At 64.4% G+C, this 24,092-nt stretch carries 23 protein-coding genes; 13 read left to right on the top strand and 10 right to left on the bottom strand.

Annotation, left to right across the window (positions count from 1 at the left end; translation table 11 throughout):
• Positions 1-282: 282 nt before the first annotated feature.
• A complete protein-coding gene (locus tag A3A9_RS0135315; RefSeq protein WP_027062686.1) occupies positions 283-1,821 on the bottom strand; it encodes a trimethylamine methyltransferase family protein in 1,539 nt (512 codons plus the stop codon).
• 8 nt (positions 1,822-1,829) lie between these two features.
• On the bottom strand, positions 1,830-3,932 hold the full coding sequence (locus tag A3A9_RS0135310) for an FAD-dependent oxidoreductase (RefSeq protein WP_027062685.1): 2,103 nt from the start codon (positions 3,930-3,932) through the stop codon (positions 1,830-1,832).
• A gap of 175 nt (positions 3,933-4,107) precedes the next feature.
• Here A3A9_RS0135310 and A3A9_RS0135305 point away from each other — a divergent pair, with 175 nt between their 5' ends.
• Together A3A9_RS0135305 and A3A9_RS0135300 are read left to right on the top strand one after the other, a co-directional pair.
• On the top strand, positions 4,108-5,604 hold the full coding sequence (locus A3A9_RS0135305) for an aldehyde dehydrogenase family protein (protein ID WP_027062684.1): 1,497 nt from the start codon (positions 4,108-4,110) through the stop codon (positions 5,602-5,604).
• 222 nt (positions 5,605-5,826) lie between these two features.
• Positions 5,827-6,135, top strand: coding sequence for a hypothetical protein (locus A3A9_RS0135300; protein WP_027062683.1), 309 nt, complete (start codon positions 5,827-5,829; stop codon positions 6,133-6,135).
• Between the two features lie 48 nt (positions 6,136-6,183).
• On the opposite strand, the gene A3A9_RS0135295 is transcribed toward A3A9_RS0135300, so the two are convergent.
• Both A3A9_RS0135295 and A3A9_RS0135290 read right to left on the bottom strand, forming a co-directional pair.
• Positions 6,184-6,678 (bottom strand): peptide deformylase, encoded by a 495-nt coding sequence (locus A3A9_RS0135295; RefSeq protein WP_027062682.1) that lies wholly within the window; start codon positions 6,676-6,678, stop codon positions 6,184-6,186.
• Between the two features lie 51 nt (positions 6,679-6,729).
• Positions 6,730-7,827, bottom strand: coding sequence for a CaiB/BaiF CoA transferase family protein (locus A3A9_RS0135290; protein ID WP_033839117.1), 1,098 nt, complete (start codon positions 7,825-7,827; stop codon positions 6,730-6,732).
• A gap of 120 nt (positions 7,828-7,947) precedes the next feature.
• On the opposite strand from A3A9_RS0135290, the gene A3A9_RS0135285 reads away from it, so the two are divergent.
• From A3A9_RS0135285 to A3A9_RS0135275, 3 genes are all read left to right on the top strand, one after another.
• Positions 7,948-8,970, top strand: coding sequence for an LLM class flavin-dependent oxidoreductase (locus A3A9_RS0135285; protein WP_027062680.1), 1,023 nt, complete (start codon positions 7,948-7,950; stop codon positions 8,968-8,970).
• Positions 8,971-9,024: 54 nt separating this feature from the next.
• Positions 9,025-9,672 carry a ThuA domain-containing protein gene (locus A3A9_RS0135280; protein ID WP_027062679.1) on the top strand — a complete coding sequence of 216 codons (648 nt, stop codon included), beginning with the start codon at positions 9,025-9,027 and terminating at the stop codon, positions 9,670-9,672.
• Between the two features lie 62 nt (positions 9,673-9,734).
• On the top strand, positions 9,735-10,079 hold the full coding sequence (locus A3A9_RS0135275; RefSeq protein ID WP_027062678.1) for a hypothetical protein: 345 nt from the start codon (positions 9,735-9,737) through the stop codon (positions 10,077-10,079).
• 125 nt (positions 10,080-10,204) lie between these two features.
• On the opposite strand, the gene A3A9_RS0135270 is transcribed toward A3A9_RS0135275, so the two are convergent.
• Together A3A9_RS0135270 and A3A9_RS40630 are read right to left on the bottom strand one after the other, a co-directional pair.
• The gene (locus tag A3A9_RS0135270) at positions 10,205-12,229 is read right to left on the bottom strand and encodes an amidase (protein ID WP_027062677.1); all 2,025 of its coding nucleotides are present in this window, start codon (positions 12,227-12,229) and stop codon (positions 10,205-10,207) included.
• Positions 12,230-12,347: 118 nt separating this feature from the next.
• Positions 12,348-13,151: a gfo/Idh/MocA family oxidoreductase gene (locus A3A9_RS40630; RefSeq protein WP_245279211.1), complete on the bottom strand. Its 804-nt coding sequence runs from the start codon at positions 13,149-13,151 to the stop codon at positions 12,348-12,350.
• Between the two features lie 487 nt (positions 13,152-13,638).
• Here A3A9_RS40630 and A3A9_RS0135260 point away from each other — a divergent pair, with 487 nt between their 5' ends.
• Together A3A9_RS0135260 and A3A9_RS0135255 are read left to right on the top strand one after the other, a co-directional pair.
• Positions 13,639-13,872 carry a hypothetical protein gene (locus tag A3A9_RS0135260; RefSeq protein WP_027062676.1) on the top strand — a complete coding sequence of 78 codons (234 nt, stop codon included), beginning with the start codon at positions 13,639-13,641 and terminating at the stop codon, positions 13,870-13,872.
• 84 nt (positions 13,873-13,956) lie between these two features.
• Entirely contained in the window at positions 13,957-14,157 is a 201-nt protein-coding gene (locus A3A9_RS0135255; protein ID WP_027062675.1) for a hypothetical protein, read from the top strand.
• A 57-nt stretch (positions 14,158-14,214) separates the two neighbouring features.
• Here the strand turns inward: A3A9_RS0135255 and A3A9_RS0135250 are convergent, their stop codons facing one another.
• The 4 genes from A3A9_RS0135250 to A3A9_RS0135230 form a co-directional block, all read right to left on the bottom strand.
• Entirely contained in the window at positions 14,215-15,456 is a 1,242-nt protein-coding gene (locus A3A9_RS0135250) for an alpha-D-ribose 1-methylphosphonate 5-triphosphate diphosphatase (RefSeq protein WP_275451230.1), read from the bottom strand.
• A 165-nt stretch (positions 15,457-15,621) separates the two neighbouring features.
• Positions 15,622-16,434 carry a PfkB family carbohydrate kinase gene (locus A3A9_RS0135245; protein ID WP_027062673.1) on the bottom strand — a complete coding sequence of 271 codons (813 nt, stop codon included), beginning with the start codon at positions 16,432-16,434 and terminating at the stop codon, positions 15,622-15,624.
• 135 nt (positions 16,435-16,569) lie between these two features.
• Positions 16,570-18,156, bottom strand: a complete 1,587-nt coding sequence (locus tag A3A9_RS40625; RefSeq protein WP_033839121.1) for a GMC family oxidoreductase — start codon at positions 18,154-18,156, stop codon at positions 16,570-16,572.
• Positions 18,157-18,160: 4 nt separating this feature from the next.
• Positions 18,161-19,678, bottom strand: coding sequence for an aldehyde dehydrogenase family protein (locus A3A9_RS0135230; RefSeq protein ID WP_027062672.1), 1,518 nt, complete (start codon positions 19,676-19,678; stop codon positions 18,161-18,163).
• Positions 19,679-20,003: 325 nt separating this feature from the next.
• Between A3A9_RS0135230 and A3A9_RS0135225 the strand changes: the two genes are divergently transcribed.
• From A3A9_RS0135225 to A3A9_RS40620, 6 genes are all read left to right on the top strand, one after another.
• On the top strand, positions 20,004-20,897 hold the full coding sequence (locus A3A9_RS0135225; RefSeq protein ID WP_152536279.1) for a hypothetical protein: 894 nt from the start codon (positions 20,004-20,006) through the stop codon (positions 20,895-20,897).
• A 40-nt stretch (positions 20,898-20,937) separates the two neighbouring features.
• The gene (locus A3A9_RS0135220) at positions 20,938-21,519 is read left to right on the top strand and encodes a YceI family protein (RefSeq protein WP_033839120.1); all 582 of its coding nucleotides are present in this window, start codon (positions 20,938-20,940) and stop codon (positions 21,517-21,519) included.
• A gap of 249 nt (positions 21,520-21,768) precedes the next feature.
• On the top strand, positions 21,769-22,557 hold the full coding sequence (locus A3A9_RS0135215; RefSeq protein ID WP_027062669.1) for an SDR family NAD(P)-dependent oxidoreductase: 789 nt from the start codon (positions 21,769-21,771) through the stop codon (positions 22,555-22,557).
• Between the two features lie 33 nt (positions 22,558-22,590).
• On the top strand, positions 22,591-23,382 hold the full coding sequence (locus tag A3A9_RS0135210; RefSeq protein WP_027062668.1) for a MoaF C-terminal domain-containing protein: 792 nt from the start codon (positions 22,591-22,593) through the stop codon (positions 23,380-23,382).
• A gap of 17 nt (positions 23,383-23,399) precedes the next feature.
• Positions 23,400-23,789, top strand: coding sequence for a nuclear transport factor 2 family protein (locus A3A9_RS0135205; protein WP_027062667.1), 390 nt, complete (start codon positions 23,400-23,402; stop codon positions 23,787-23,789).
• Between the two features lie 124 nt (positions 23,790-23,913).
• On the top strand, positions 23,914-24,092 hold a 179-nt coding region (locus A3A9_RS40620; RefSeq protein ID WP_033839119.1), incomplete at its 3' end, for a sigma factor-like helix-turn-helix DNA-binding protein.

Below are 24,092 nucleotides of genomic sequence, written 5' to 3'. Positions count from 1 at the left end.
ACCTCGTTGTTCGGACGCGCATTCAAAATCTGCAACGCCTTCGCCGGCAGGACTGTCGCTTTCAGACCGACCGGACAGGACGGTGTCTTCGACGTCTACTTCCGCCACCAGAAAATCCAAACCATCGACCTCAACGCAATCAGCCGATAGCATGGGAAACTGTTCGCGATGTCTTCGCACACCTGTTCGCGATGTCTCCGGTCCAAACACCCCCTTGAGGGGGAGATGCCCGGCAGGGCAGAGAGGGGGGCCTCGCGCTGACCTCGAAAATCAGCTCGCCTCTTAGTTCAGCGGCGAACCACCTTCGCGTTTGCGCCGCTCCATATAGTCGCGCAAGGCCTCGTCGATGCCCGGGTCGATCGGTGGCTGCTCGTACTCGGCGACCATCCGCTTCCAGACGACATTGGCCCGCTCGCGCGCGGTGATCTGGCCGCGCTCCATCCAGGTGTCGTAGTTGTCCCAGTTGGACACCATCGGCGAATAGAAGGCGCGCTCGTAGCGCTGCATCGTGTGCGCGGCGCCGAAGAAATGCCCGGCCGGGCCGACCTCGCGCACCGCTTCCAGCGCCAGCGTGTCGATGTCGACCACCGGCGGGTCGAAATAGGCCGACATCATCTGCAGCATCTCGGCATCGATGACCAGTTTTTCGAACGATGCGGTCAGCCCACCGCCGAGCCAGCCGGCGGCATGCAGCACCAAATTGGCGCCGCCCATCAGGCAGCCCCACAGCGACATCGCACTCTCATAGGCGGCCTGCGCGTCGACTGAATTGGCGGCGGTGACATTGCTGGAGCGGAACGGCACGCCGATCAGCCGGCAGAGCTGGCCGGTGATCTGTGCGGCCTGCGTATATTCAGGCGTGCCGAAGGCGGGCGCGCCGGTCTTCATGTCGACATTGGAGGTGAAGCCGCCATACATCACCGGCACGCCGGGGCGAACGATCTGCGTCAGCACAATGCCGGCCAGCGCCTCGGCGTGCTGCTGCGACAGCGCGCCGGCCAGTGTCACCGGGCTCATCGCGCCGGCCAGCGTGAACGGCGTGATGACATTGACCTGACCATGCTCGGCCAGGGTGATCAGGCCTTCGGCCATCGGCTCGTCGAGCTGCAGCGGCGAATTGGTGTTGATGATGCCGGTGAAGACAGGCATCTCCCGCGCAAGATTTTCGCGCGTCGTGCCAAGCGAAATCGCCACCATTTCCAGCGCGTCGATGGCGCGACCACGGCCGAGCGTCTGCGGCTGCCAATTCTTGTCGAGCAAGGTGATCTCGGCATAGTAGAGATCGAGATGGCGCGTGTTCTGGTGCAGGTCGAGCGGCTCGAACGGCCCGCCGCCTTCCTGATGCAGCACGTTGAACGACTGGACGAGCTTCAGATAATCGCACATCTCGGCATAGGTGCCAGGGCGGCGTCCTTTATCATTGTCCATGACATAGGCCGGACCGCCGACCGAGGACAGGATGCAATTCCGCCCGCCGACCTTGACGTTCTTTGCCGGATTGCGGGCGCGTAATTCGAACGATGACGGCGCCGTGGCAACGCGCTCCATGACCATGGACCGGTCGAAGCGAACCCGCATTTCGCCTTCGTCGACATCGCAGCCGGCGGCGCGATAGAACTGGCGCGCCCGCGGCTGCAGCACCCGCATGCCGATCTCTTCGAGGATGGTGAGCCCCATTTCGTGGATCGTCTGCACCTGATCGGCCGACAGGATCTCGATCGGCGCATAGGGCCGCGTCAGCTGCTTCCACGGCCGCTGCTCGATACCGCCGATCTCGCGCTGCGGGCGGCCGGGTCTGCGACGTGCCGTGATGCGCTCCATAAATTCTCCTATTCGGCTGCCGTCCGCATATCGAAATTCTCAACCGCATCGACGATCGGCGTGTCGCGCCGGTATGGTCGCCAGCGGACCTTCGCGCCGATCTCTTGAGCCAGCTTGTGGCCGCTATGCACTGCATGAGCAATGGCGCCGGGCGCCAGTGCGTCGCCGATACGATCGACACTTTTGATGCCGGCGGCGGTGAGGCCGCCCATTCGTTCCGTCACCGCCTCGAACAGCTCGTTGCGTGGCAGGCGCAGACCGACGATCAGCACCGAGCGGCAGGCAACGCGGCTCTCCTCGCCGGTGAACAGATGCGCCATCGTCGCCGTCTCGCCGTCGAAGGATTTCAGGAGATGCAGCGTCGTTACCGGCACCTTGCGCCGCGCCAGCGCGCGATGCACCAGCGGCAGCTCATTGGTCATGATCGTCCAGGCCGACGCCTGGCCGGCGGGGGTGACGTAGCTGACCGGAATACCCTGTGCCGCCAGATGCTCCGTCAGCACGCCGCCCATGTAGTAATTATCGAAATCGAAGACCAGCGTCGGCCCCTGCGGGAGCCGGCCGGCGGCGATGTCGTCGGGCGTGAACACTTCCGCGTGGTCGAGCCGGTCGACCGGAATCTCCATCGAGGAATAGAGCATGTTGGTCCAGCGCGCGCCGGTCGCCAGCACAACGCGGTCGGGCGCCAGATCGATGATCTCGTCGGCGCCCAGAACACTCTCGGGATAGAGCGAGACATTGCTCATCTCGCCCAGACGCCCGAGGCGGTAGTCGACGACACGGTTCCACGCCGACAGGCCGGGCAAGGTCTTCTCGAAGGTCAGCCGTCCACCGAAGCTGCGGCTTTTGTCGGCGAGCATCACCTCATGGCCGCGACGGCCGAGGGTCAGGGCGCATTCCAGCCCGGCCGGCCCGCCGCCGACGATCAGGATGCGCTCCGGTCTGTCGGTACGGTCGGTGCGTTCGGGGTGCCAGCCGCGTCGCCATTCCTCGCCTGCGGTCGGGTTCTGCGTGCAGCGCACCGGCACGCCGTCATGCCAGCTTGAAATGCAGATGTTGCAGCCGATGCATTCGCGGATCTCGGCCTCGCGGCCTTCGCGGATCTTGGCCGGCAGGAAGGGGTCGGCGATCGAGGGCCGTGCACCGCCGATGAAGTCGAGCACGCCGCGCTTGATCTGCGAGACCATGGTGTCGGGCGACGTGAAGCGACCGACGCCGACGACCGGCTTTTTGGTCAGCGATTTGACGAAATCGATCACCGGCTCGTGGCTGCCTTCGCCGGTGAAGCGCGACGCCGAGCAGTCGGTCGGGCTGGAATCCATCTTGACGTCGAAGAGGTCGGGCAGGTCGGCCAGCAGCTCGATCAGTTCGTGTGCCTCGGACGGTTGATGTCGGCCGGGCCGGCCGCGAAGTTCCTCGAGGCTGACCCGCAGCGCGACGCCGCAATCCTTGCCGACAGCATCCTTGGTCACCTCGATCATCTCGCGCACGAAGCGCACCCGGTTCTCGATTGGTCCGCCGTATTCGTCGACGCGGTGATTGTATTCCGGCAGCAGGAATTCGTAGCCGAGATAGCCCATGCCGGCATAGACGTAGACCACATCGAAGCCGGCCGTGCGCGCCTTGCGCGCCGCTTCGGCCTGGCACCGCAGCACCTCTTTTATGTCGGCCTTGTCCATGGTCTTCGGCCGCAGATTGCCCATGAAGCCGACATGGGTGGCCATCCAGGGAATTCCCGACGGCGACAGCGGCGGCAGGCGGCTCGCCCGGTTCATGACGGAGGCGCCGCCGTGCCACAGTTCCACGCCGGCCAGCGAACCATGGCGGTGCACGGCTTCGGTCATCAGCGCATGGGCGCGGATATCATTATCGTCCCATAACGTGGCGAAAGGCAGCGGCGCGTCGTCCGAGCTCGGATCGATCGAACAAGCGCCGGTGCAGATCACGCCCCAGCCGCCCTCGGCCTTGGCTTCGCGAAAGGCGGCGCGAACGCGCGGCAGGGCGTTGGTCATGCCGCTTGCATGCGGGACCTGATAGAAGCGGTTTGGCGCGGTGACGGGCCCGATCCGCATCGGCTCGAACAGGATTTCATAGCGAGGATTGCAGGTCATCAGGGCTTCGCAAATGTGCTTGTTGAACGATCGTACAACAAGCATATTCGCTGATATAGCAGAACGCAATGGCCCAAAGCGCCGGGGCTGTTCAGGCGTCGCCAGTGAGCTTTCCTTGTTTGAGGTCGCCGGCGGCGGGAGTAATAGTCGCGGCGGAATTCGTGAGGAGGAAGCGATGACGTTGAATTTCGACCCGAGGGCGAAGGCCACGACGCTCTACCATGGCGAATTCCGGCCGATGTTCATCGGCGGCAAGTGGGTTCCGGCGCAGTCCGGTGAGGTGATGCAGGCGCTCAACCCAGCGACGGGCGAAGTGCTGGCGACGGTGCCGCGAGGGGGTGCCGCGGATATCGATGCGGCGGTGGCGGCCGCGCGCGCGGCCTTCGACGGTCCGTGGTCGAAATTCTCGCCCTATGAGCGGCAGTGCGTGCTGTTGCGCATCGCCGATCTGTTCGAAACGCATTGGGAAGAGCTCAGCGTTTCCGACACGCTCGACATGGGGCTGCCGATCACCCGGACGCTGGCCAACCGGCGCCGGGTCATAGGCATGCTGCGCTTCTATGGCGGCATGGCGACGGGGCTGCATGGCGAGGCGATCGACAATTCCATTCCCGGCGAGATCGTCTCCTTCACAAGGCGCGAGCCGGTGGGTGTCGTCGGCGCCATCATCCCCTGGAACGCGCCGACCGCCGCCTCGATCTGGAAGATCGCGCCGGCGCTCGCCACCGGCTGCACCATCGTGCTGAAGCCCTCCGAGGATGCGTCGCTGACGCCGCTGCTGATCGCCAGGCTTATGCAGGAAGCCGGCGTTCCCGACGGCGTCGTCAACATCGTCACCGGCACCGGCGCGGAAGCCGGTGCGCGGCTCGCCGAACATCCCGACGTCAACAAGATCGTCTTCACTGGTTCGACACTGACCGGCCAGGCTATCGCGCGCGCAAGCGTGACCAACCTTAAGCGCGTGTCGCTGGAGCTCGGCGGCAAGTCGCCAATCATCGTCTGCCGCGACGCCGACATCGACAAGGCCGTGCCGGTCGCGGCGATGGCGGTCTTCGTGCATTCGGGCCAGATCTGCATCGCCGGCTCGCGGCTGTTCGTGGCGCGCGAAATCCACGACGAGTTCGTGCGCCGGGTCGCCGAGTTTGCCGGTAAATTGCGCATCGGCCACGGCATCGAGGTGGAGACGGAAATCGGACCGCTGATCAATGCCCGGCAGGCCGGCAAGGTGGAGGGCTATATCAAGGCCGGCAGCGATGAAGGCGCGGAACTGGTCGCCGGCGGCTCACGGTTGACCGGCGCGCTCTATGATGGCGGCAATTTCATCGCGCCGACGGTCTTCGGTTCGGTGTCCGACAAGATGACCATTGCGCGGGAAGAGATTTTTGGGCCGGTCATTTCAGCGATGCCGTTCGATACGCTAGATGAAGCGGTGGCGCGCGCCAATGCTACGCCCTATGGTCTGGCGGCCGGTATCTTCACCACCCATCTCGGCACCGCGCACAAGCTGGCGCGCCGCATCAAAGCCGGCTCGGTCTGGGTCAACATGTACCATGCCATCGACCCGGCCGTGCCGTTCGGCGGCATGAAGATGTCCGGCTACGGCCGCGAGGGTGGCATCGAACATCTGCATGAGTATCTCGAAACCAAGTCAGTCTGGATCCAGACCGACTAAGCTGGCTGCCTCCGCAAACATGATTGCGGCTCAAGGCGGCAGGGGCAATTTCGATTTTCTGATGTGCCGTGCAGTTCGATCCGACCGCAGCCTCGGGCAGCCGGCAAATCACGGGTGAGACAAGCCACAACCCGGGGAATCGCGACTGGGGAACTTTTGCCCAACTGGCGATTTTGCCTATATATTCGTATAAGCAGGTGGAATGGCCATGAGGTGTTGCCGATGATGACGAAACGCTTTGCGATCTGCGCCCTGGCTCTCGCCATTGGTTGCGGCGTGTCCAGTTCGGCATTCGCCGGGGCCAAGCATCACCACCACCACAGGCATCACCATTATCAGGAGCACTACACTCAGGCCGAGCGTGAACGCTATGTTCCCGCCGATGACGATGTTATCGGCTTCCTGTTTGGCGGCCCGCGCTATTACGACCAGCAGCTGTTCACCACAGCGGCCGGCGCCTGTGCGTACGATCGGGTGGGACCGGACGCCAACGCATCGAACGCGATCAACGGTCACTATTGCGGGAAGTAGCGGCGAATCGCCTCGTTCGCGGCTCGGCATGCCTGCGCCTGGCTTGGGCTAGCGCATCAGCTTTTCGCAGCGTTTGGTCAGGCGCTCGCGCTTCAGGCGCGACAGCCTGTGCGTCCAGAAAAGCCCGTCGAGTTGGTCGATCTCATGCTGGTGGCAAACCGCCAGCAGCCCCTCGGCGTCCTCATATTGCTCGATACCATCCAGATCCTGAAAGCGGACGCGGACGCTTGCATGCCGCTCGACGTCGTCCGTGACGCCTGGCATCGAAACGCTGCCTTCCGCATGACGGATCATGTCGGTAGAGGCATGGATGACAGATGGATTGGCGTAAATCCCCGGCTTTGCGGCGGATGGCAGCTGGATCACGACCAGGCGTAGCAAGATGCCGACATGCGGGCCGGTGATGCCGATCCCAGGTGCCGCGTGCATGGTGTCGATGAGATCATCCGCCAGTCGCTGCAATTCGGCGTCGAACAGCGTCACCGGCTCCGCGACGGTGCGCAGGAGACGATTGGGAAACTTGATGATCGGCCGAACCGCCATGGATCTCGTCCTAACTGCCAATCACCTTCGTCGAGTGCCGCAGGCGACGCTTCACGACATTGTCACGGTTTCGTCAAGCTCGGCACGGATCTCGGCATCGTGCTCGCCGCGCGCCGGACTTTTCGCCGGCGTCCAAGCGGTGCGCTCGGAAAAGCGCGGCGCGGCAGCTGCCTGCAACGTGCCGTCCACCGTCAGCCAGGAGCCGCGCGCGGCCATGTGCGGATGCAGCGCCGCCTCCCACGGGTTGAGCACCGGCGAGACACAAGCGTCCGAGCCCTCGAACAGACTGGTCCATTCGTCACGGGATTTGCCGCCAAAGATCGCCGCCAGCCGCTCGCCGAGCTCCGGCCAGAGATCGCGATCGAATTGGTTGGCGAATTGCGGATCGGCGGCGTGGCCAAGCCGGTCGAGGAACAGTGCGTAGAATTTCGGCTCGATGCACTGGACGCTGATGAAGCCGCCATCCGATGTGCGGTAGACGCGGCACCAATGCGGCCCGTCGAGAAGGCTTTGGCCGCGTTCGGCGGCAAGCCCGTCGAGTTGGCCAAGCGCCATCAACAGGTTCATCATGTGGGCCGAACCGTCGACGATCGCCGCATCGACCACGGTGCCTTGACCGCTCGCTCGCGCGTTGATGATGCCGGCGAGCATGCCGATCACCAGATAGAGCGCGCCGCCGCCAATGTCGCCGGTGAGCGTCGGCGGCGCCATGGGCGGCTCGCCTGGCAAGGAGGCGTACCAGAGCGCGCCGGACACGCCGATATAGTTCAAATCATGCCCGGCCGTGTGGGCCAGCGGTCCATCCTGACCCCAGCCGGTCATGCGCCCATAGACCAGCCTTGGGTTGACCGCGCGGCAGGCATCCGGGCCAAGGCCGAGGCGCTCCATGACACCAGGCCGAAACCCCTCGATCAAGCCATCGGCGGTGGCGATCAGGCGCATCAGCACGGCGACGTCCCCGGCATCCCTTAGATCGAGCGCGATGGAGCGCTTGCCACGATCGAGCAGCGAGCGTTCGGGCAGACCCGGGACGGGCGCCTGCTTGCGGTGGACGACGATGACATCGGCGCCGAGATCGGCAAGCAGCATGCCGGCGAAGGGTGCGGGCCCAAGCGCCTCGATCTCGATGATGCGGGTCCCCTTCAGCATTCCACCCTCCACGGCGTTCAACCCTTTGGCATGGCGCACTTTTGGCGTGCACGGGGCGACAGTGTGTAACCTCGCTGTTTTGGCATTGAAGCACGTGCCGCTCGCCTATACTTCAGGGCCATGAAAAAAATCGGTTTCCTGTCATTCGGGCATTGGACGCCCTCGTCGCAATCGCAGGTGCGCTCCGCTTCGGACGCGCTGCTGCAGTCCATCGATCTCGCGGTCGCCGCCGAGCAACTGGGCGCTGACGGCGCTTACTTCCGCGTACACCACTTTGCCCGCCAGCTTGCCTCGCCATTCCCGCTGCTGGCGGCCGTGGGTGCCAAGACCAGCCGCATCGAGATCGGCACGGCGGTCATCGACATGCGCTATGAGAATCCGCTCTACATGGCCGAGGATGCGGGGGCGGCCGACATCATCGCCGGCGGGCGCCTGCAGCTCGGCATCAGCCGTGGCTCGCCCGAGCAGGTGATCGATGGCTGGCGCTATTTCGGCTACCAGCCGCAGGAAGGCCAGACCGACGCCGACATGGCGCGGCATCACGCCGAGGTTTTTCTCGACACGCTGCGCGGCGAGGGTTTTGCCCAGCCCAATCCAAGGCCGATGTTCCCCAACCCGCCCGGCTTGCTCAGGCTCGAGCCGCATTCGGAGGGTTTGCGTGAACGCATCTGGTGGGGTGCCGCCACCAACGCCACCTCGGAATGGGCTGCCAAGCTCGGCATGAATTTGCAGAGTTCGACGCTCAAATTCGACGAGACCGGCAAGCCTTTCCACATCCAGCAGGCCGAGCAGATCCGCATCTATCGCGAAGCGTGGAAGGCCGCTGGCCATAAGCACGAACCGCGCGTCTCCGTCAGCCGCAGCATCTTCGCGCTGGTCGATGATCGCGACCGTGCCTATTTCGAACGCGGCAACGAAAGCCGCGACCAGATAGGCTTCATCGAGGAAAACACCAGGGCGATCTTCGGCCGCAGCTATGCCGCCGAGCCGGACGTGCTGATCAAGGAGCTGGCGCAGGACGAGGCGATCGCCGAGGCCGACACGCTGCTGCTCACCGTGCCCAACCAGCTCGGCGTCGACTACAATGCCCATGTCATCGAGGCGATCCTGAAGCACGTCGCGCCGGGACTGGGCTGGCGCTGACCGCCGCTCCGTGTAACCATCCGCCATGGCAGGTGGTTCACGGAGGTTGACGGCATGGCGAAGACGGCCCTGATTGCCTGGGGCGGCTGGGAAGGCCATACGCCCGAGCGCAGCGCCCATACCATCCGCGCGCTGCTTCAGCGCAACGGCTTTGCCGTCACGCTCGGCGAAGGCACGGCGCTGTTCGCCGATCCGGAATTGCCGTCCTTCGATCTCATCGTGCCGGTCATCACCATGTCGACGATCGAAAAGGCCGAGCTGCAGAACCTGACGCGTGCGGTTCGCGAGGGAAGCGGGCTTGGCGGCTTTCACGGCACGATGGGCGACAGTTTTCGCAATGAGCCCGACTACCAGTTCATGACCGGCGGCCAATGGGTCGCGCATCCCGGCAACATCATCGATTATCGTGTGGTGATCACACAACCGGATGATCCGATCACCAGGGGTATCAGCGACTTCGCCTACCGGTCGGAGCAGTATTACATGCATGTCGACCCGAGCAACGAAGTGCTGGCGACCACGACTTTCACCGACGCGCATTTCCCAGGCATTGGCGGCGTCGTCATGCCGGTGGTATGGAAGCGCAGGTATGGCGCGGGGAAGGTGTTCTACAGTTCGCTTGGGCACACCGCGGATGAGTTCGCGGTGCCGGAAATGGCGCTGATTGTGGAGCGCGGGTTGGTGTGGGCGGCGCGGGGGTAGCGTCAGGCGCGTTTTCGTGAAAATCTGGCCCGAATTCGCTGGGACATCTACGGAGATATCCAATGAATGCTTTCGATTGGTCCGCATCCGAAAAGAAGCTCGCGCGCCATGCCTACGATACCGCTCTTGAGGCGGCCCTGGCAAAGACGATGGCCGACTTCAAAAGCAAGGCCAGTGCGGTGACGCAGCCCTCCGAGATGTGGGAGCTGGAAGACTATTTGCGTGAACAGCGACGGGAAATCGATCAGACGTTCGACTATCGCTATTCCCAGCTTCTCTACGTCTTTGCGCAGCTCATTCGCGCAGGATATCTCGATAAAAAGCTGCTTGCCGGTTTGTCGCAAGACAAATTGGACGTCATTCGGCGAGATCTTGCCTTTGTGGCGGGACGCTCGGCCAGCGGATGACGACGGAGGGGGTGCCGCTGTCAATTGGCGCCAGATCCCCACGCCTTCGTCATCCTAGGGTCTGCGCCGCGTCGCTTCGCTCCTTGCTCCGCCCTAGGATGACGAAGAAAGGGGAGGCAGCTCCCTTACCCAATCCCACCCGTAACCACATAGGCGCCGCCGGTGCGCCCATCCGCCATCCGCACCACCGCTGAGACGATCGAACCATAGGGGCCGCGCCAGACGCTGTGAAAGCGCTGATGCTCTGCGACCGGGATGAGGACGCTCCCGCTGAAGCCCGCGCCGCTCCGTTGCATCGCCACGGCCTCTCCGTTGACATGCACCTTGATGCCGGCGATCTCCGCCTCTGCGCCGCCGGGCAGGTCGAGCGTTATCGCGATCTCATCCTGATCGCCCGAAGCCCGCGCCTCGGCGGCGAGCGTGATTGTCAGCGGAACCGCGTTGCCATCGTCGGCTTGCACGTGCCGACCCGAAAACACATCGTCGGCCAGTTCAGGCGTGCGTGGCGGGCTCGTGCGGCGCTGCGTGGCGCTTTCGTAATCGCCTGCCATGCGCAGCAGGCTTTCATCGTCATAGGCTTTGCCGGCGAAGGTGAGGCCGACCGGCATGCCGATGTCGGCCATCGTGCCCATCGGCACTGTGACGGTCGGGATACCAAAATGGCGCCAGACCAGATTGCCGTTGGCGACCCAGGTGCCGTTGCGCCAGGCGAGGTCTGGCGACGCCTCGTTGATGTCGGCGTCGGCCGGGCCGACATCGGCGGCGGCGGGTAGCACCACGGCGTCGATGCCTTGCGCGTCGAGCCAGTCCTCGAAATCGATCCGCCTTGTCGCTTCCAGACCTTTCAGACCCTCTTCCAGCGTCGGGATATCCCTGAAGGGCGTGACGCCTGATTTGGCGCGCTCGACATATTCCCTGAGGTCGAAGCCGCCTTCATAGCGGTCGGGCAGGGTGCCCGGCGGCTGCGGGAAGATTTTCGGGCCATCGACCGAGGCGAGATCGGGCAAAGCAGGATCGGAATTGGCGCGCAAAAAGTCGTCCCAGCCCCAGATGCAGAGATCCCAGAGTTCGCGCTCGGCGAACTCTTTCGGCACCAGACCGCGCTCGACCATGGTGCGCGCGCCGGGGCGATCGCGCTCATAGTTGGAGACGATGGGAAAATCGACCTCCACCACTTCGGCGCCAAGCCGTCGGAGATCGGCCGCCGCCTGCTCCCACAGCGCCAGCACCGAGGCGCGGGTTTCGATCGGCCGGTCGGCTTTGGTGTCGCGGCCGATATACATTCTGGGCACGCCGAGCCGTTTGCCTTTCAGCGATCCGGCAAGCGCCAGCTCGGTATAGCGTGGCGGCCGTATCTCGGAGCTTTTCGGCAGGGCGACCCAGGGCTGGGCGCGCCAGAAATCGCCCCGCGTCTCCCGATCGTCGGCGACGATCACGTCGAGCAGTTCGAGCATGTCGGGCACGCTGCGCGTGTGCGGCACCACGACATCCATGGTCGGCACCAGCGGCCAGTTGCCGCGCACGGAAATGACGCCGCGCGACGGTGTGTAGGCGACCAGCGCGTTGTTGGTGGCCGGCGCGCGGCCGGACGACCAGGTTTCCTCGCCGAGCCCGAAGGCGCAGAAGCTGGCCGATGTCGCGGTGCCGGAGCCGTTGGACGAGCCCGACGCGAAGGCGGCGGTCAAGAAGTCGGCATTGTAGGGGCTTTCGGCGCGGCCATAGACGCCGCGCTGCATGCCGCCATTGGCCATCGGCGGCATGTTGGTGAGGCCGATCAGCACCGCGCCGCCAGCCCGCAGCCGGGCGATGGTGAAGGCGTCCTCATTGGCGACGAGATGCTCGAAGGCGGGCGAGCCGGCGGCGACCGTCAGGCCTTTGACCTTGTAGCTGTCCTTGGCGGTGTAGGGGATGCCGTCGAGCGGCCCGAGCAGGGCGCCATTGCGCCGACGCTGGTCGGAAGCGGCGGCCTCCTCGAACATTGCCGGATTGAGTACGGGAACCGCGTTGAGGCTGATGCCATGGCGGTCGAAATGCGCGAGGCGCCTGAGATACGCCGCGACCAGCTCGACGCTGGTGACTACGCCGTCCTCAAGCGCGCGGCGCAGTTGGTCGATCGTCGCTTCGACGAGATGAAGGCTGGCATCGGTCATCACTGGTCCCAGGCTGTTGTTCGCCTGCCATGGATGAGCGAGGCCGAGGGCTTCGGCAAGGGCCAATCAGCAGTCTTGTCGCAACGTGTTGTCCCTGCGTCGATCCTCCAGGCGCGGTTCAGGCGTGGGCGCCCGTCTGCTTCATCCTCTCGATGATCTGCGCCATCAGCGCCAGGTCGCTGCGCGAGTCGGCGAGGTCGGTCAGCGGCCTGGTGCCTTCCGCGATACGGCGGTGGAAAATCTCCAGCTCATTGGAGAAGGCGTCGCCATAGAGCGGGCCAAAGCTTTTCGTCATCGGACCGAGCGGGCCGGCGTCGGTGACCTCAAGCCGGGTCGGCAGGCTGCGGATATAGGGCGTGTCGTAGATGATGCGCACGCGCCTGGTATTGGAGCGCACCTCGATCATGGCGTCGAACAGGCCGAGATCGTCGACCACAGCGTCATAGAGACAAGCGAAATTTCCGTAGTCGAAGGTGATGCTGGTGTTGGCGCCGCCATTGGTGCGGTGCGCTGACACCACGCCATTGGGCTCGCCAATGAGCCCGCGCATCGCCGAGATGTGGTGCGAGGAGAGTGCTGTCAGTCCGCGATAGGCACGCACCAGGTCGGCTGGGGCATCGGCACCGACAACTTCGCGGATCAGCGCGTCCTGCTCCCTGGCGCCGTGCGCCAGAAGGGCAGGGTCGATATCCCGGGGATAAAGGACATTCTGGCTCTTCTTGAGGAAATGCCGGCCTTCCGAGATCAGGTCGAAGATGCGGACATGGGTAATGTCGGCGTGGTCAGGCAATTCGTCTCTCGCTGCCAGATAGGCTGGTGCGTAGCGGCGCATATAGCCGACGAAAAGGGTCTTTCGGTAAGACGGCATCAGCGCCAGCAATTCGTCGATCTCGCGCACGGTGAGACAAGCGGGCCGAGACAATGGTTGCCAGCCGGCCCGCGCCAAGCAGGCCTGTGCCGAGCTTTAAGCCATTAGATACGCTCATGGTTTTCCTCCTCCTTATTGTTCGATGTGCCGTTGCATCAGTTTCGGTGTTCGGCGAACGAAATGGCCGACAGCACGCAGGCGACCCCAACGCTTGGTGTCACGAACCGCCGACACGTCGCTGCCAGCCGCTGGATATGCGGCTCGTGGCCCGGTGCGGGCGCTCGTTCATGTCAGGCATTGCTCCTCCCAGAGCGCCGGCTGATGCCTTACCGGCGTTTGCGCATGTTTCAGAAAAAATTTACATGCGTTAAGATTTAAAATGATGCGAAGTGATTTTCACCGCTCCGCCGCACGACATCGCTGGGATGTCGGCCAGCGCAGTGGCACATCCGTTCCAGGGCCATAAAAAAAGCACCACCCGTTGCAACCTTCGGGGGGCGGTTTGCGTTGCTGGTTTTCCAGGGGGTATACGAGGTTTGCATTGGACCGCTTCGAGATCCTGAACGAGCCGCCGGGCATGTATTCCATTTTCGACACGGAATTGCCGGCAATGGCGGGAGGCGGGCCCCTCATCGGGCTCCACCGGCACGAAGTGCCGCTGGCTCGGTTTGCAGCCATGGAAGCGGACGGCAAGCCGTGGGTGCTGCCTTCGCTGTCATCGCTGAGCAACTGTCAGACAAATAATACAGATCCGACAAACCAAAACGGCTTGTAAGCGTAAGCTATGGCTCGCAGAAGTTGCGCAAAAAGCATACCGTTGGAGAAAAACCATACCGTCATCCAGCATGAAAGGGGAATCATGCCTGACCAGAATGCTCTGATCCGAGCGGCCATCGGCCGGCTGCTTTCCGAGAAAACCGGAATGGCGGTCATCTCCATGAGAGAGAGTATTACCGAGCTGCTGGCCATAACCGGTGCGACGCTGGCCGTCGAAACCCTGCAGGACATGCTGCTGGAAATGGCCGAAGTGCGCGGCATGATGGTCGCGCTCGACGTTTAGAGGTCTGTTTATGCATGCCGTTCTCCCAAAGCCGAGGTCACTTTTGGGCGACATTCATCAGAGCGCGGCGGGTACCCGCTCAGCCATGGCATGGTCAAGGCGTCCCGCCTTCCGGGCCGACGCCAGCGTGCCGTCGCCGTAGATCATGTGGCCGGCGCGGAAGGTGGCGCGGACACGTGGCACCGGCTGGCGGTCGGCCACGACAAGATCGGCCAGAAGGCCGGGTTCGATGGCGCCGCGGTCGGTAAGCCCGAGGGCCCTGGCCGGATTGGCGCTTGTGAGTGCTGCCGCCGCCGCCAGACCATCGCCACGCAGCTTGGCCAGGCCAAGCACGGCCGGCAGGATCGAGGCCGGGTGATAGTCGCTGGCCAGCATGTCGAGCAGCCCGGCCTGATAGGCCTGCCGGGCGGAAAGATTGCCGGAATAGGATTCTCCGCGAAGCGCGTTGGGCGCGCCCATCGCTGTGTACATGCCGAGCCTGCGCGCTTCCTGCGCCGCTTCCAGGGCAACCGGGAATTCCGAGAGCGCGGCACCCAGGCCATGCACCAGTTCCACCTTTTCCAGCGTGTCGTCGTCATGCGAGGCGAGTACGATGCCGGCGGCCTGCGCACGCGCCGACAAGTCCTGCAGGGCGTTCAGCACATCGCCCTGGCCCTGGCGGCCGGCCATGCGCTTGCCGACGACCTCGGAGGCCGCGGCAACGGACATGCCGCGCTCCTTGGCAATGCGGGCGATGTAGAGTTCGACGTCACGATACTGCCCCTGCCCGGGGGTGTGGTCCATCAGCGAGATCAGATGCAGCCTGCCAGCGTCCATCAGCTTCTGCAGCATGGGAATGGCCGGGGTAAAGGTCACCTCGAAGCGGGCATGGATGCGGTGGTCGACCAGCAGATCGTCCTTCATCCCGGCAATGGTGTCGATGATCGCGGTCGTATGATCTTCAGATCGCAGCACGCCGCTGGTGACGCTCGTGCCGATGAAGGAGAGCGCGGCATAGGCCGTGGTGACGCCGCAGGAGGCGAGCTTCTTGTCGAGCTCGGCAATGCCGATCGGCATCGGCACGTGGACGCCGATGCGCGGCTCGACTTCCTTCTCCACCATGTCGCCATGCATGTCGATGAAGCCGGGCAGCAGCAGGCGGCCGCCACCCTCGATGTCGGCATGCTCGACAGGCTTGTCGCGGATCTCGGCGATCCGGCCATTCTCGATCCTGATCGCGCCGCTCGGGATGACGCGGTCGCGCAGGACAATTTCGAATTCACTCAGCCACATCAGGGTTCTCTTCGATCGCGGCGACATCGTCGGGGTGTGGAAGACTGGATCATGGCGATGATGCGCCGGGTTGCCGCGCCTCGATCATGATCCGTCCAGGACATTGCGATGTTTTCTAGTTCACTCGAATGCCGGTTTCCATTTGATTTTTATGACATTTCCATGAAAGCCGGCCTTCCCGGAGCGCTTGGCTCAGCCGGTACGGGATCGTTCCGACAGCCATTCGGCGGTTTGCTGGCTGGCCTGTTCGGCGGAAGCCTCGAGGCTGTGCCCTTTGAGCAGGCCGTGCAGGAAGATCCCGGTAAAGCAGTCGCCGGCGCCGATCGTGTCGGGCACGGAAACCTGCTTCAGCGGCGTGACGTGGTCCAGTGCCTTGCCGTCATAGAGCGAGATCGGGCGTGTTCCATCAGTCAGCACCAGCGTCTTCAGGCGCGGCCCGGCAATCAGGGATGCTCGCTCCCAGATCGCTCGCGTGTCCTCGCCGGGAAAATCGGCGCGCGATCCGATGACGATGTCGGCCGGGCGCGGTGAGGCGCTCCGCAGCGGAAACTGCGAGATCACCAGTGGGATCGTCTTCAGCGAGGCGACGATGCCCTCATCGAGCACCAGGGCGTTGAGATAGGCGGCATGGCCGGTGACTGGTTCGGGCGCGGCGTAGGGCGGGCGCATCTGGCCGCCGCTGTTCAGAATGGTGCGTTCACCACCCGGCTCGAGGAGGATCTCGGTGAATTGGGTTTCGCCGGCTCGCATGGTGACATAGCGGGTATCGATGCCGGCGCCTCGCAAGGTCGCAAGTGCTGCCCGTCCATGGTCGTCGTCCATCAGATTGCTGACCAGCCGCACATCGTTGCCGAGCTTCGCCAATTGGGTGCTGGTGTGGAAGCCGCCGCCACCGAGCCTGACGCTGCGGTTGGAATAGACGATGCGCGCGCCCGGGACGAGGGGCGAGGACAGCGACCAGACCTGGTCGTAATTGACATGGCCGATTACGATGACTGTGCTCATGGTCCCTGCTTTTCGCGCGGCGCATCTACGATGAAGCGCTGCGCGAGCAGGAGTAGCATCAGGACCGGCCCCACGGACAGCGGGTTGCTTAACGTGCTGGCGGAAGCGGCGAATGCCAAGGAGTGACCAGTCGAATTACCCGCCGAGGATGAAATCGGCGCAGCGGTCGGCGATCATGATCACCGGGGCGTTGGTGTTGCCGCTGATGAGCCTCGGCATGATCGAGGCGTCGCAGATACGCAGGCGCGGCACGCCGCGCACGCGCAGCTCAGCATCAACCACGGCGTCGTCATCGCTGCCCATGCGGCAGGTGCCGCAGGGGTGATAAACGGTCTTGGCATGTTCGAGGATGTGGTCTGTAATCGCCTGGTCGGAGAGGTCGGCGTCCTCGCCCGGCGACAGCTCCTCGGCGACCACGGCCCGCAGCGCCGGCTGGCGCAGGATATTGCGGGCGATCTTCATGCCGGCGAGCAGCAAGGCAAGATCGTCCGGGTCGGACAGGAAGCCGGTGGTGAAGCGGATCGGGTCGGCCGTGTCGCGCGAGCGCAGCCTGACCGTGCCGCGTGACTTTGGCCTGAGCACACAAGGGTTGAGCTCCATGCCGTGGCGCTCGATCGAACCGTGCTCGGCGCTTGCGATCATCACCGGCAGGACGTGGAACTGGATATCGGGCCTTCCGTCGCCATCGGTGTCGAAGAAGCCGCCGCTCTCGACGACGTTGGAGGTGAGCAGGCCGGTGCGGAACATCAGGTATTGCAGGCCATGGCGCAGTGCCTTCAGGCCACGATCCTGTCCGAGAAGCGAGATCGGCTGGCGCGTCAGCGCATAGACGGGCGCGGCGACATGGTCCTGCAGGTCGCGGCCGACCGACGGCATGTCACGGATGACGGGAATGCCAAGCCCGGCCAGGTGTTCGGCCGGTCCCAAGCCCGACAGCATCATCAGCTTTGGCGTCGCCAGCGCACCGGCGGTGAGGATCACTTCGGCCTTTGCCGTTGCCGTGTGGTTCTGGCCGTCCGACGTGGTGTAGGCAAGGCCGCTTGCCGCGCCGTTTTCGAGGGTGACGCCGGTGACCAGCGCATCGGTGATGACGGTGAGGTTGGCGTTGCCGGCCAGCGGCCTCAGGAACACCTTTGCCGCCGACTGTCTTTCTCCATTCGCCGTGGTCGTCTGGTAGAAGCCGACGCCTTCCTGCTCGGCGCCGTTGAAGTCGTCATTGTAGCGGTAGCCGGCCTGTTGCGCGGCTTGCACATAGGCCAATGACAGCGGGTGGCGGTGGCGCGGGTCGGAGACCGGCAATGGTCCCTCGGTGCCGTGGCGCTCGCCGGCGAGGCGCTCATTGCACTCCAGCCGCCGGAACACGGGCAGCACCTCGTCCCAGCCCCAGCCGGGGCAGCCGAGGTCGCGCCAGCCATCATAGTCCTGCGGCTGGCCCCTGATGTAGAGCATGGCGTTGATGGAGGAGCCGCCGCCCAGCGTGCGGCCCTGCGGCACCGGCAGCCGGCGGCCGCCGACGCTGGGTTCCGGCTCGGATTCATAGATCCAGCTGCGCGCCGTGCCGATCACCTTGGCGAAGGTGGCGGGCATGTCGATGAGGCGCGTGTTGTCGGCCGGACCGGCCTCGACCACCAGCACGCGCTTGCCCGCATTGATCAGCCGGTTGGCCAGCGTGCAGCCGGCCGAGCCGGCGCCGGCGATGATGTAGTCGTACGCGGCGCTCATCGTGTCAGGCATACCGCATGATGACGGTCTTGGTCTCGAGATAGCCGTCGATCGCCGCACGGCCATGCTCGCGGCCGATGCCCGACTGCTTGAAACCGCCGAAAGGTGCCGCGGGGTCGAGCGTGTTGTGCGAATTGACCCACACCGTGCCGGCCTTGAGGCCGTGGATAGCGGTCATCGCCTTGCCCATGTCGCGGGTCCAGATCGAGGCCGAGAGACCGTAGCGCGTGTCGTTGGCGATGCGGATCGCGTCGTCGAGATCGGCGACCGGCATCGCCGCCACCACCGGCCCGAACACCTCCTCGCGCACGATCTCCATGTCAGGCCGCACATTGTGCAGGATGGTCGGCGCCACGTAATGGCCCCTGGCCGGCACCGGCCGCGCGCCGCTGACGCGCTCGCCACCCGCTGCCAGGCCACGCTCGACAAAACCTTCGACGCTTCTGCGGTGCTTGGCCGAGACCAGCGGGTTGATCTGCGCCCCCGCGTCGCGGCCGGCGCCCAGCGTCATGCCGTCCGCGATCTCGGCAAGGCGCGAAAGCGTGCGGTCATAGATCGACTTTTCGATGAGGAGCCGCGAGGCCGAGGTGCAGACCTGGCCCTGGTTGAAGAACATGCCGAGGCCGGCGATCAGCGGCTCGATGCCTTCCTCCATGTCGGCAAGCAAGATCATCGGCGATTTCGAGCCGAGCTCCAGCGTGAAGCGGGCAACACGGTCGACCGCCGCATGGCCGACGCGCTTGCCGACTTCCGTCGAACCGGTGAAGGTCAGTTTGTCGATGCCGGGATGGCGGATCAGCGCTTCGCCGGTGACGGAGCCGCTGCCGGTGACGATGTTGACGACGCCGGGCGGGAAACCGACCGCTTCGATCAGCTCGGCGAGCCTGAGCAGACCGAGCGGCGTTTCCTGCGGCGGCTTCAGCACCACCGTGCAGCCGCAGGCAAGCGCCGGGGCGATCTTCCACATGCCGATCAAAAGCGGAAAATTCCACGGCACGATGGCGCCGACGACACCGACCGGTTCCATCACCGTCATCGCCTGGTGTTTCGCGCCCGGCGGCACGGGTATGGAGACCTGGAAGGTCGAGCCCTCGATCTTGGTCACCCAGCCTGCATAGTAGCGCAGCCAGTCGACGGTGCCGCCGGCGCTCAGCATGCGCGCGACGCCCAGCGACTTGCCATTCTCGATGCTTTCGATTTCGGCCAGCAGGTCGGCGTCGGCCTCAACAGCGTCGGCGAGTTTCAGCATCAGGTTCTGGCGGTCGACCGGGCGCATCGACGCCCATGGGCCTTCGAGCGCGGCACGCGCCGCGCGCACCGCCTGGTCGACAAGCTCGGGGCCGCTCTCGGGCACATGCGCGACGATCTCGCCGGACGCGGAGTCGTCGACGGCGAGGCCTTCACCGGCCAAGCCACCCACAAAGGGGCCGTCGACGAAACGGCCATTGATGAACGGGCGGTGCGAACGCGCCAGGAAAGCAGCGGCGGCAGCGCTGATCGGCGGCACAATTCTCTCGTTCACGCCATCCTCCTCTATTGCTGATGAACAGTTGTGCCGAGGGTTATGGAGCGCATCGGCCGGCTTCAAGCCGAAGGCAGCACGAGTGCGCTTTCAGTCAAGACAAAGTTCCCGCTCGGACAAGACGGTCGGTACTTCGCCGGTCAAGATTGAAGAACGCCAACCCGGTCTCGCCGCGCCGCCCCTTCATCCGGCCGCTCCGCGGCCACCTTCTCCCCGTGGGGGAGAAGAGCAGGGCGCTGGCGCTGCAAGTCTCCTCTCCCCCTCGGGGAGAGGTCAGCCGAGCGAAGCGGAGGCTGTGTGAGGGGGCTGGCTCGGAGGGGTGTAATTGAACGCATTGCTGGGCAATCCGATGGTCACGACGGCGGCGCCGCCGTTCCTGCTCGGCATGGTGATGGCGCTGCTAGCGCGATTTGCCCTGCCGCCGCCTGTTCTTTCGCTGGTGTCGGCCGCTCTGCTGCTGTTCTTCTACTGGGACACGCTTGGTCCGCCGGTGGTGCCGCCGGTCGCCGCGAGCCAGAAGCTGATCTATCTCGCCTTTGCCGGCATCGTCATGGGTCTGTTGCCTGACCGCCTGCTCGGCGCTTCCTTGGCGAGCAAGCTTGTCGCCGCAGCGCTCGCGGCCGCGCTGCTGTGGCTTGGCTGGCGTCGCCTTGCCGGCGGCTCGTTCGATCTGCAGATGATCGCCGCACTCGTCGCCGGCCTGCTGGCGATCGTCGGCGCCGCGATGCTGCTGTCCCTGAAAGCTTCGCCATCGCCTCCCGTCGAGGAGCCGTTCCTGGTGCCGGCTGCGGTGCTCGCTTTGTGCCTGGCCGGCGCCATCATCTCGGTGCTCGGCGCCTCGATCGTCACTGGGCAGTTGCTGGGCTCGCTGGCCGCGCTCGTGGGCGGCTGGTGCCTGGTCCAGTACATTGCGGTGTTGCGCGGCGGCACGGCCATTGCCTGGAACAAGGGCACCGAGTTGCTCCTCACCTTTGCCGCCGCCACCGTGCTGATCCAGGTGGCGCTGCTGGCGCCGAAGGCGAACCCGGTGGCGCTCATGCTTTCGCCCTTGCCGCTCGCCGTGGCCGCGCTGGTGCCCGGTCTGCTGCGGGGCCTTGTTCCCGGCGCCCGGCCGTTACGGCCGCTGGTTGCCGGTCTGCTGATCGCCATGACGGCGATACTGGCCATCCTGACGGCGATGCTGTTTGCGCCGCACGGAGCCGCTCTCGGCTTTTCCTGAGCCAGAAATGACAACCAACAATGGGGAGAGTTACGTGACGATGAGAAACCTGACGGCCGCGCTTGCCTTTGCCTCGGTATGCGCCTTCGCCTCGGCCGCTTATGCCGACAATTACGAGATCGATGGCCAGCATGCCTGGGTCACCTTCACCATCAAGCACGGCATCTATGGCACCGCGCATGGCCAGTTCGACGCGGTGAAGGGCGCCATCGTGATGGACAAGGCCGATCCGTCGAAGAGCAGCGTTAAGGCCGAGCTCGATGTCGGCTCGGTGCACACCGCCTATGATCAGCGCGACAGCGATCTGAAAGGTCCCGACTTCTTCAACGCCGCCGAATTCCCGGCGATCTCGTTTGAAAGCACCAAGGTCGAGAAGGTCAGCGACATCACCGGCAAGGTGACAGGCAATCTCACCATCAGCGGCGTGTCCAAGGAGATCACGCTCGACGTGACGCTGGTCAACGAGGCGCCGGCGCCGTGGGATGCGACGCTGACCAAGGCGGCCTTCACCGCCACCGGAAAGGTCAGCACGGCTGATTTCCCGATGGCGAAGGCCGCTGCCGGTTTCGGCCTCGGCCCGGATGTCGACATCGTCATCGATTTGGAAGCCGTCAAGAAATAGGCCGACCTCTTTGTCTTGACGCAATCCCGGGCGGAAAACCGCTTCACACTTTTCCTGGAATTGCTTTGGCGGGGGTGTGGCGGTCGCCGCGTGGCTCGCAAGGGTCGCGCGGCACTTCTACCGAAGGCGCAAAGTGCGCGCTCAGTCAAAACAAAGTTCCCGCTCGGACAAGACGCAGAATGACTGATGCTGCACTATCCCAGCGAAGATCGGCGCATAGCCGGCGCGCTCAGCAATCGGGACGGAACCATGCGATTTCTTGGAAAGACGGCTTTCATCACCGGCGGCGGCACCGGCATCGGCGCGGCGGTGGCCAGGCGCATGGCGGCCGATGGCGCCAAAGTGGTGCTTATGGGCCGGCGGCGCGAGCCGCTGGAGGCCGTGACCAGGGATATTGGCGGGCTTGTGGTGCAGGGCGATGCTGCCAATCCGAAAGCCGTGCGTGCGGCGCTGGCCGAAGTGCATGACAAGATAGGACCGGTCGACATCCTCGTCGCCAATGCCGGCGGCCATGGCGTCGGCCCGACCATTTCGATGAGCGATGAGACCTGGAGCCTGGCGACACGCAGCAACCTCGACACCACCTTCGTCTGCGCCCGCGAATGCCTGCCCGACCTGATCGAGCGCAAGGGCAACATCGTCGTCGTCGCCTCGATCGCCGGCCTGTTCGCTGGGCCGGACGCAGCCGGCTACGTCACCATGAAACATGCCTGCATCGGCTTCGGCAAATCGCTGGCGCGCGACTATGGCCGCAAGGGCGTGCGCACCAACATCATTTGCCCCGGATGGGTGTCGACCGACATGGCCGACGAGCAGATGGAGGTGATCGTCGAGAAGCACGGGCTTGGCTCGATCGAGGAAGCCTATCGCCTCGTCACCAAGGACGTCCCGCTTGGCCGGCCGGCGACGCCGGAAGAGGTGTCCAACGTCATCTGCTTCGTTGCCTCCAGCGAGGCGGCGATGATGAACGGTTCGATCCTGACGGTCGATGGCGGCGCCACCGTCGTCGACCTGCCCACGCTCGCTTTTGTGGATTGATTGGGGCCTTTGTCGATTGATGTGGAGAGTGCGATGAACGACCAGAACAGACCGGCGGACTGGAAGCATTTTGACGATTTTGCCGCCGGCATCGCCACCAACCGGCTGGCGACGACATCGCTGCGCGGCCAGACCTTCAAGGTCACGCTCGACACCGGCCGCACCATCGACCTTGCCTTCACATCCGATGACACGGTGGCGTGGAGCGAGGGCAGCGAGGCAGGCGCCGACTGGTACGAGGCGCTGGAAGTCGCGTCCAACGTGTTCTTCATCAACATGATCTTCTCGGCCCGGCCAACGGAGGACGAGGCCTTCATCGTCAACACCAGCACGCGCCGCGTGCTGTCGGTGCGCGAACGAGTGCGTGACGCCGGCGAGGCGCCCGGCGAGCCGCGCGTGGCGCAGACCTGGTCGGCCGGCGTGCTGGGTGACCCCTCCGTGGCGCCAACCGGCGTCGCGCCGTCGCCGACCCGGGATCTGATCGGGCTGACCGCGCATTACACATACAGCCCCAACCACGTCTACGAGCACATTTATCTCTCCTCCGAGCGCTATGCCTGGCAGAACCTCGTCGGCATCCAGCGCGGCCATGGCGATGTCGATCTGGCGACGACCTGGAAGTTCGCCGACAACCAGTATGTGTTCGGCTTCCGCGAGTTCATCATCCCGGTCGCTTCGCTGTTCTTCTACAATTGGGACGTCATGCACTCGACGGGGAAATTCCTCGGCGTGACCAGCCAGGGCAAGATCGAGAACAAGCCGGCCGGCGCCCGGATCGAGAAGAAATCCAGAACCGCCTACCACAAGGACGAGGCGCCGGTCTGACCGCGCGGGAGAACGCCATGAATAAAAACTACGAAGCGATCAAGGCGCACTATGCCGGCTCCGACGCCAAGGATCTCTCGGCGATGATGGCGACGGTCACCAGCCGCACTGCCTGGACCGAGATGGCAGGGTTTCCCTATGCCGGCACCTATGTCGGCCCTGACGCCATCATCGAAGGCGTCTTCAAGCGTATTGGCGAGGAGTGGGACGGCTACGCCCTGAAGCTCGAAAAACTGGTCGATGGCGGCACCACCATTGTCGGTATCGGCACCTATTCGGGCACCTACAAAAAGACCGGCAAGCCGATGTCGGCGCGCGTCGTCCATGTCTGGGAAATGGAGGACGGCAAGGCGCTCAGTTTCGAGCAGTTCACCGACACCAGGCTGGTCGCGGCAGCGACGGTCTGAGGCATGCCTGCGTGTTGATTGCCACTGAGAACTGACCCGGCAACCCAGGATATTTCCACCGAGAATTGACCCATGTTTGACCCTTACCCTGCGTTTTTTCAGCGGGGATTACGGAGTGATCGACATGGCATTATTGAGCGTGATCCGACGCTGGCATTATCGAGAACATTTATCGATCCGAGAGATTAGCCGTAGGACCGGCCTGTCTCGGAATACGGTGCGCAAATACCTGCGGGTGGGCGAGGTAGAGCCGAAGTTCAAGGTTCCAGAGCGGCCGAGCAGGCTTGACGCATTTGCCGACCG

Source organism: Mesorhizobium loti CJ3sym (assembly GCF_000472785.1).
Classification (GTDB): Bacteria; Pseudomonadota; Alphaproteobacteria; order Rhizobiales; family Rhizobiaceae; genus Mesorhizobium; species Mesorhizobium loti_E.
Note: the sequence above shows the minus strand (reverse complement) of the source record. Positions and strands in the feature narration are given on the sequence as shown.